This is a genomic window from Nocardiopsis aegyptia, assembly GCF_013410755.1.
In the GTDB taxonomy this organism is placed as follows: Bacteria; Actinomycetota; Actinomycetes; order Streptosporangiales; family Streptosporangiaceae; genus Nocardiopsis; species Nocardiopsis aegyptia.
This window is the reverse complement of record NZ_JACCFS010000001.1, coordinates 6,498,609-6,506,881: the sequence shown is the minus strand read 5'-3', so window position 1 is coordinate 6,506,881 and position 8,273 is coordinate 6,498,609. Positions and strand designations below refer to the sequence as shown.

Annotated in this window: 8 protein-coding genes; all 8 read right to left on the bottom strand. The window is 69.7% G+C overall.

All coding sequences use genetic code 11. The features are described from left to right. Positions 1–26: 26 nt before the first annotated feature. The 8 genes from HNR10_RS28880 to eccD all read right to left on the bottom strand — a co-directional run bounded on the left by HNR10_RS28880 (position 27) and on the right by eccD (position 8,192). Complete coding sequence (locus HNR10_RS28880; protein ID WP_179829010.1) at positions 27–428, bottom strand: hypothetical protein; 402 nt, start codon at positions 426–428, stop codon at positions 27–29. A 71-nt stretch (positions 429–499) separates the two neighbouring features. After that, the gene (locus tag HNR10_RS28875) at positions 500–826 is read right to left on the bottom strand and encodes a YbaB/EbfC family nucleoid-associated protein (protein WP_281390298.1); all 327 of its coding nucleotides are present in this window, start codon (positions 824–826) and stop codon (positions 500–502) included. Next, on the bottom strand, positions 762–3,923 hold the full coding sequence (locus HNR10_RS31860; protein ID WP_281390161.1) for a hypothetical protein: 3,162 nt from the start codon (positions 3,921–3,923) through the stop codon (positions 762–764). The genes HNR10_RS28875 and HNR10_RS31860 overlap by 65 nt, the downstream gene beginning before the upstream one ends. An 81-nt stretch (positions 3,924–4,004) precedes the next feature. Further along, complete coding sequence (locus HNR10_RS28870) at positions 4,005–4,451, bottom strand: hypothetical protein (RefSeq protein ID WP_179829007.1); 447 nt, start codon at positions 4,449–4,451, stop codon at positions 4,005–4,007. A 103-nt stretch (positions 4,452–4,554) separates the two neighbouring features. After that, positions 4,555–4,854 (bottom strand): WXG100 family type VII secretion target, encoded by a 300-nt coding sequence (locus HNR10_RS28865; RefSeq protein ID WP_179829004.1) that lies wholly within the window; start codon positions 4,852–4,854, stop codon positions 4,555–4,557. A 93-nt stretch (positions 4,855–4,947) separates the two neighbouring features. Beyond that, on the bottom strand, positions 4,948–5,271 hold the full coding sequence (locus tag HNR10_RS28860) for a hypothetical protein (protein WP_179829002.1): 324 nt from the start codon (positions 5,269–5,271) through the stop codon (positions 4,948–4,950). Between the two features lie 57 nt (positions 5,272–5,328). Continuing rightward, positions 5,329–6,789 carry a type VII secretion protein EccB gene (eccB, locus tag HNR10_RS28855; RefSeq protein WP_179828999.1) on the bottom strand — a complete coding sequence of 487 codons (1,461 nt, stop codon included), beginning with the start codon at positions 6,787–6,789 and terminating at the stop codon, positions 5,329–5,331. 2 nt (positions 6,790–6,791) lie between these two features. Beyond that, complete coding sequence (gene eccD, locus HNR10_RS28850) at positions 6,792–8,192, bottom strand: type VII secretion integral membrane protein EccD (protein ID WP_179828997.1); 1,401 nt, start codon at positions 8,190–8,192, stop codon at positions 6,792–6,794. Between the last annotated feature and the right edge of the window lie 81 nt (positions 8,193–8,273).

Genomic DNA, 8,273 nt, shown 5'->3' with positions numbered 1-8,273 from the left:
GCCCATGGTCGTCTACCCCCTGTCCCCTATCGCCGGCCGTTTCCGCCGGGCAGCCCGCCGGGATTGCCGAGATCGTCTGGACCACCGGGGGAGTCGGGCATGTTCTTGAGGAGGTCGTACGCGAATTCCTCGGCGCCCGCATCGGAAATGCGGTACTGCTCAGCGGTGTAGATGGTGTTGACGGCCGTCTCCCGGAGCACGTCGACGAGGATGCCGACGTAGTCCCGGAAGTCCTGTTCGGCGGGGACGAAGTTGCTCTCGAAGATGCCGGCCATCTCGTCTCCGTGGCCCCAGGGCCTCTCGCCGACGGCGTCGCTCTCCCCCTCGTACTCCGTGAGGATCTCCTCGGCGCGGTCCGCGGGCTCGTTCAGCATCGCACCGTACTTGGTCATCAGGTCGGGTCCCACGAACAGGTAGTCACCGGACATGGTGTGCTTCCTTTCCTTTCGGTGTCCTGGAGTCGTTGCGGCCGGTGCGCGGGCCGCCACGGGTGCGGGTGTCAGCGGCCGAAGCGGCTCGGGTCGGTGAAGTCGAGCTTGTCCAGACCGAGGTCGGCCAGCATCTTGGCGGGGTCGAACCCACCCGCCCGCGCGGCCTCCATGTCGATGCCCTCGGGGGCGAAGGGTGTGTACGCCGCCATCACCCGGTCCTGCATGCGGTCCCGGGCCCGCCTGACGACGTCCAGGACCGCCGCGGACAACTCCGCCGGCGGCATGGACTTGTAGGCGGTGGTGTGGAACTTCAACTCCACGATCTCGCCCTCAGCGTTGATCTTCGCGCTGATCGCCCGGTCCTTGGAGACGGCCTCTTCGGTTGCCGATGCCAGGCTTGCGCTTGCCCGGGTGACCTTCTCCTGCTGCTCCCGTAGACGTGCGAGCGCCTGCTCCGCCTGCTCCTGGTACGTACTCATCGGGATTCCCCTTCGTCATGTCGCCGGGACCGGGGCGGCCCAGAACCGAGAGCCTGTCGCCCTCGCTGGTGCCCCAGACGCGTTCGTCCTCGGAGAGCCAGGTGGAGCGGGTGCGCGATTCGCCCTGACCTCCACCTCCGCCCATGCCGCCCATGCCGCCGCCCATGGGAGGCATCATCGGCGGCATCCCGCCGGCGCCCATGCCCGCGCCTAGCCCGCCGAAGTTGCCGCTGCCCTGGCCGTTGCCGCCGACCGCACCGGTGAACGCGTCACCGCCGCCACCGGAACCGGGGTCGCTGCGCAGGTCACCCCCGCCGGACTGGATGCCGTTGGCGTCCGGTCGGCCGCCCGAGGCGCTGGGGGCCAGCGCCTGGTCCTGCGCGCCGGGGCTGTTCCACCCGTCACCGATGGAGTAGGAGGGCTCGCCGTCCCCTTGGCCGCCGCCGTAGTCGCGGCCCAGGGAGTCACCGAGGCCGCCGCCACCGGCCTCGGGGCCGGCGTTCATCCGCTCTTCGAGGTCGGCGCGCTGCTGGTCGTAGTACTCGTCCAGACGACGCTGGTACTCGTCAGCGGCGTCGCTGCCACCGCCGCCGTCGCCGCCCAGGCCGCCGCCACCGGACTCCGGGCCGGCGACGAGGTCGTCCAGCTCCTGGCTGCGCCGGTCGTAGTAGTCCGACAGCTGCTCCCGGTACTCCTCCAGCTCCGGCGGGGGGTTCCCGTTCTCGTCGGTGATGTCGTCGACGTCGGAGCGCAACCGGTCGAGGTCGGCACTCTCGTCGTCGTAGTACTCCTGGAGGCGCTGCTCGTACTCCTCGGCCGACGACCGTGAGTCCTCACCACCGTCGCCGCCGAGGTCGCCGCCGCCTCCCTCGGGACCGGACACAAGCCGTTCCAGGTCGGCGGACTGCTCCTGGTAGTAGTCGTCGAGCAGGCTCTGGTACTCCTGCTGCGCGGGGGTGAGCGCTTCGCCGTCGTCGGTGCGGCCGTCACCGTCGGGGTCGGGCGACTCCCGCATGAGGCGGTCCAAGCCGCCGGTCTGCTCCTTGTAGTACTCGTCGAGACGCTGCTCGTACTCCTCGGCCGACGGCTGGGAGCCGCTACCGTCACCCCCGAGGTCACCGCCACCGGAGTCGGGGCCTCCGTTGAGCTGCTCGTCGAGCTCGTCGGCCTGCTGGTTGTAGTAGTCGTCCAGCGACTGGTTGAACCGTTCCTCCGACGGCCGGTTCCGGTTGCCCGAACCGCCGCCGCTCCCGCCACCGCCCAGTTGTCCGCCGCCGCCCACCGGCGGCGGGCCGCCCATCTCCTGCTCAAGCTCGTCGGCCTGCTGGTTGTAGTAGTCGTCCAGCGTCTGGTTGAACCGTTCCTCCGAGGCCGGTCCGTCGCTCCCGGAGCCATCACCACCGCCATCGCCGAGGTCGCCGCCGCCACCATCGGGGCCGCTGCGCAGATCCTCGGTCGCGTCCTGGTAGTAGTCGTCCAACGCCTGGTTGTACTCGTCCTCCGACGCCGGTCCGTCGCTCCCGGAGCCATCACCACCGCCATCGCCGAGGTCGCCGCCGCCACCATCGGGGCCGCTGCGCAGATCCTCGGTCGCGTCCTGGTAGTAGTCGTCCAACGCCTGGTTGTACTCATCCTCCGACGCCGGACCCTCACCACCGGAATCCCCACCGCCGAGGTCGCCCTCACTGCTTTCGGGGCCGCTCTCCAAATCGTCGATCTGCCGCTGGTACCAATCGTCGAGGGCCTCGTTGTACTCGTCCTCTTTGGACGGGCCGTCGCTGCCGTCGCCTTCCCCGTCGCCCTCACCGCCGCCGGGCGGGTTGTCCTTCAGCCACTGGGTCTGCTTCTCGTACCAGTCGTCGAGCGTGTCCTCGTACTCCTTCTGGGCGTCGGACTTGCCGTCGCCGTCCTCATCGCCACCGTTGGGACCAGGGCCGAGGCCACCGCCGCCGCCCACCGGGGACCAGTCGAGTGTCAGGGACGTGTCCCGCTCGACCTCGACGAACTCACCGCCTGTGTCGGTGTAGGTGCCGGCGAGGGTCCGCATGCTCCCCGCGGCGCCTTCGATGAGGTCGTTCAACTGGTTGCGCCAGTGCTTCTTGATCCGCTCCTGGATCTCCTTCCAGGTATTGGGATCGTTCGCCTTGCCGATGTCCCCGATCTGGGAGGTGTCGTCGCCCCTGTTGAGCGTGGCGATGTCGCTGTTCTCGTCGAACCAGTTCCTGATGACGTGGTAGGGGTCCCACAGGCCGGTGGCGAGCCATTCGTCGTACAGCCCGCGAATATTGTTGCCCGCCGTGATGACGACCGCGTTCCTGAGGTCTCGGAGAGGCTCGGGATAACTGCCGACCTGGGCAGCGAGATCGTAGAAGCGCAACTGAAGATTGACCAGGTGCTGCACGAAGACGTCGGCGGTCGCCCCTTTCAGGGCCTCTTCAGCGCTGGTGCGCCAATTCCCCACGCTGTCCTGCGCATCGTTCAGCATGGCGAACAGGCTGTCGAGGTCCTCGGCGAGCTCGGTCATTCTCGTCGGGGTGAAGGTTCTGCTGTTCTCCCCCATCCACGGGCCGTTGATGTCCAGCCACAGATGGTGGAAGAACGTCCGCCCGGCGGCTTCGTACATGAATTCATTGTTGTAGACGACCCCGGAGTAGTACGTCCTTCCCTGCGAGGCCTGATCCATAGCCTCACGGGCCCCCATCCGGCTGTCCATTCCGTTACTACTACTATTACCGCTGCCCGAATCGGGAAGGCGCGATTCCAGCCAGTAGTCCAGTTCATCGGGGGTATTCTGGTCTGATTTGAAGCTGAGGAACCAGTCGGCCTTCAGGATCTCGTCGGGCGACATCATCGGCGGATAGGCGTCCTCCATGTCCAGGTCGGCGTAGGTGTTGACGATGTAGTGGAGGTCCTCGGGAACCGGCGAGCCCTCGACGGGGCGTTCGGTCGGCGCATCCTCTCCCAGCCCCTCATCGAGCTCCAGAGGGATGTCCTCTTCGTTCCCATCCGGCATGCCGCCTCCTCAACCTGTCCCCGCAACACCGTTCAACACCGATCCCGGACCGCTCACGGCACCGACGGGATCTCCCTGTGGTCACTCGCCATCGCTGCTGTCTTCGCTGTCGTCACCATCGCCGTCGGGGTTTCCGGATGCCCCGCCCACCCCCGCCGCGTTCTCGGAATCGATGAGGATCGCGAGCTGGTACGCGGTGAGCACCGCATCGTCCTCGGCGTCCTCGAAACGGATCGTCGACTTGTCCAACTGCGAGTCCAGCTCTTCGAACTGGTCGATCAGGGCATCGATCTCATCGCGCATCGCCCGCACGTTCTTGTTCACGGTCGAAGCGAATTCGGCTGCGCCTGGGAAGATGTTGGAGTTCCCGGCGATAATGCCGTTGACCACCGCTGAGTCACTGCCGCCCTGATCGACGTAGCCGTCCAGGACCTTCTTCTGTTTTTTCAGTTCCTTCAGCATCGGGAGGATCTTGTTGTCCCGGAAGTCGCGCATGTATCCGAAGGTGATCTCGGTGCTTTCCGCCATCGGCCGTTCTCCTTTCTTCTGGCTCTCCGGCGCCTGGGCCGGTCCGGATGCGACGGTGGTCGGTCCGGACCGGCTGGGCACGCCCACCTGTGGGGTGCGACCGCTACATGTTCTGCGAGACCCATTCGAGGGACAGCTTGTTGTCGGTGTTCTGGTAATTGTTGCGAATCATGGTCAGGGCCTGCTCGGCCTTGGCGAGCAGGATCTCCATGTCCTGCACGTTGAGCCGCCACTGCGCCATGCTGGCGTCGTAGTTCTCGGCCGTGGCACCGTCGAGTTCACCGCGGACCGTCGCCATCTTCGTGGCCAGCTCGTCCAGGGAGTTGCGGATGTCCTGGGTACGCGCGCGCAGGTCGAACGCGGAGTCGTCCATGCCCGAGTAGCGGACGGAGAAGTCGCTCATCGGCTGCTGCCTACTTTCGTTTCCGGGACCACCTGCTGGGGCGGCCGGTACAGGAGAGGAGAGGGAGACCGGTCAGAGGTCACCGTGTGCCCGCTAGCCGGGCTGGTTGGGGTTGAGCTCCGACATCCAGGCGTTGGAGGTGACGAGGTTCTCGTCCTCCACGTTCAACATGCCGCGCGTGGTACCGCCGAAGGTGCCGATCATGTTGTTCATCCCGTTCACGATCAGCCGCAGCTCCTCCAACCACTTCACCAGCGCGGTCTCGTAGCCCGCCTCGGCGCCGCCGACCCAGGTCGTCTTCAGGCTGTCGCGCAGGAAGTCGACCTTGGTGTAGACGGCGTTGCACTCGTTGTGCGCCGCCTCCATCGCCAGTCGGCCCGTGGTCATCCCGTGTTCGGTACTGGTGGTCTGGACCATGTCCGTACTCCTTTCAGTCGGAGGGACGCGGTCGCGCCCCTGTCCCCGGCGGTGCGGTCAGTCGCCCTCCTCGCCGCACCCGCCGGCGGCGGGTGGGACCGCCGTGGCCGGGACCGGCTGGGCGGCGGTCTCGGGCGACAGCAGCGGCCCCGTGGGCAGCAGGCGGAGCAGGGAGGTCGGTACGGGTACGGCCGCCTCGGCCGCGTAGCCGAGCTGTGCGGCGGCCTCGGCGTCCGGCAGCGGGTACTTGGCGGCCGCGTCGGTCACCAGGTAGTAGGTGCTCTCGGCGACCGATCCCCCGGTCGGCTCGGCGCGGGCGAGTGCGCCGGTCCCGGCGGGGATGCCGATGAGGTCGGCGGTGGGGCAGCCGTGGGCGGTGTCGGGCCGGCCCTGCACCGGCCAGGCGTTGACGGCCTCCAGCGGTCGCAGGACGAGCCGTGACTCCTCGTCGCCGGAGACGCGCAGGCACGGGGCGGCTCCGTCGGTGGACATCAGGTCGGGCGGTGTCGCCGGAATCGCTTCGTCGGGGGCGGTCGCGCCGTCGGCGAGGTTGCGCCGGACGTCGTTCGCGTTCACCTCGACGGGCTCGGCGGCGGCGTTGCCGTAGGCTTCGTCGGTGATACGGGGGTCGGCGAGCGCCAGCCGCGCCCCGGTGGTGCTGACGGGGGCCAGGCCCTCATCCCCCAGCAGGTAGTACTGGTCTGCTTCGCCGTCGCCGCGCACCACGAAGACCTGGCCGGTGGTGCGCTGCGCACCGGCGATGTCCCGACCCTGCGCACCGGCGCCGCCGGGAACCTCGGGGGCGGTGAGGGCGCCGCCCACCGGGACCGCGTCGAGGAAGGCCCGGCTCACCCGTAGGGCGGGGCTGGTGCCGTAGCCGAGCGCCTCAAGAGCGCCGTTCTCCCCGTCGACGGCCAGCCGGGCGTCGTTCCACAGCAGGTGGTAGTCGTCGTCGGGGCCCTGGACCAGGACCGCGCCTTCCGCGGGCAGGGAGTCTGCGACCGATGTGGCGTCGATGGACAGGGCGGTGCGCGGACCGCCGTCCTCCTCCGCCGGGGGCACGGCGCACACCCGCCACAGGGCCGAGGCCATGGTCTCGGCGTCGGGCAGGGAGTCGGGGGCTCCGGGGATGCCGACGGGGCCGCCCTTGGGGACGCCCGCCAGCGACTCGGCGCTCACGGAGCGGACGGTGATCTGCTCGCCCTGGACCAGCCGGGCCGAGGCGTAGTTGGCCACGGGACGCAGCACGCCGTCGGAGTAGAGGTAGGTGGCGCCGCTCTCGCGCTCCAGGACGAGGGAGCCCTCGGTGCGCCAGGAGGTGTTGCCGCCGGGGAAGAGCAGTCCCCAGACCAGGAACCCCACGCACAGCAGGGCTCCGATGGCCAGCCCGATGAACGCACCGCGCCGGGTGCGCTGCATCGGGGCGTCCATGGCGTCGGGGTCGGCCTCCAGCATGGCCGTGCTCAGGCGGCCCACCATGAAGGAGTGGGCCACGACCTGGTCGCGTCGCGTCTGCACGCTCAGCCCCCGATCCCGCGGAGCAGGCCGAACAGGCCGAAGTTGCCCAGCACCAGGCAGACCATGGCGATGGCCGCGAGAAGCTGGATGATCTCGGCGGCGCGGCCCCAGTGGGGCAGGCCGCGCTTACCCGGGACCGCCCACGCCAGCACGGTCAGGGCCGCGGCGACGGCGAGGACGCCGAGCAGGGCCAGCAGGCGCCACAGCAGGGTGGTGTCGGCGACGGCGGCGACGACGACGAGGGCGATCCCCGTGCCGGCGGGCACGGTCAGGTAGAGCTTGTGCCGGGCGCTGGCCAGGCCGCGGCTCTGGAGCAGCAGGATGACGGCCACCACCAGGCCGAGGGTGACCGGGAGCCAACCGGAGCCCAGAGCGAGGATGAACAGGCACACGGCCTGGACCACGCCGGTGGCGGCGAGCACGGCCCCCTGGTAGCCGTCGGCCAGCGCGGTGCGGTCCAGGACGTCGCGCGCGGGGTGGGGGTCGATGGCGTCCTGGAGCTGCTGGGTGTTGGAGGGCAGCGGGGGAAGCCGAAGCCCGGAGATGCGGAAGCCGAGGGCGGGCGCGAAGGTGCCCAGCAGGATCGCCAGGGCCGCGGCGCCCCCGGCGATGCCGGTCATGGTGAGGCCGGGCGCCAGCATCAGCGCCGCCGCCGAGGCCACCCCGAAGACCTCGAAGACGATCAGCCCGGCGAAGAAGGGGACGGATCCGGCGACGGCCGCCAGGCCCAGGACGGTGGCGCCCGCGCCGGCCATGCAGGCCGAGAGGACGCGGGCTCCCAGGAGGGGCACCCCGGGGTCGCCGGTGGGGATGGCGGCCCCGGCCAGGCCCATGTAGAGCACGGCGGCGGCGGCCAGGCCGGTGGCGGCGGCGAGGTCGCCCATCGCCCGGGAGGCGGCGGCCGCGCCCAGGAGCAGGATGACGGCGGCACCGGCCGCGAGCAGGGCGGTGAGCCCGTTCAGGCCGCTCATCGCCAGGATGACGAACCCGGTGAACAGGGTGAACAGGCCCAGCCCGTGCAGCAGGCGGCGGGTGTAGGTGGGGCGCCAGGCGTCGCGGCGCTCGGCCATGCCGGTGGCCACGCCGTCGATGAGGTCGTCGAAGTGGATGGGCGGGAGCTGGTCGCGGCGCGGACGCAGGTAGAGGGTCTCGCCGTCGAAGAGGCCCAGGGTCTGCACGGTGCCGTCCTCCTCCAGGGCCGGCGAACCGAGCTGTTGGAGGACCCAGCCGTCGTGTTCGAGGCCGCCCTCGTCGAGGTCCTCGCCGCTGTCGCCCTCGGCGTAGAGGACGATCGTGGGCAGTAGCTCGGCCAGCGGCACGTCGCTGGGGACCGCGATCTCGAAGGTGCGGTCTGGCGCGCGGACGGCCAGCCGGCACAGGTCGGGGGCGCTGGAGTCGCTCATCTGGTTCTTCACTACTCAAGGGGAGGCGGAGTCACCCGATGGTGCTTCTACGTGCTGGTCGGGAGGGGGGAGGGGCAGGCG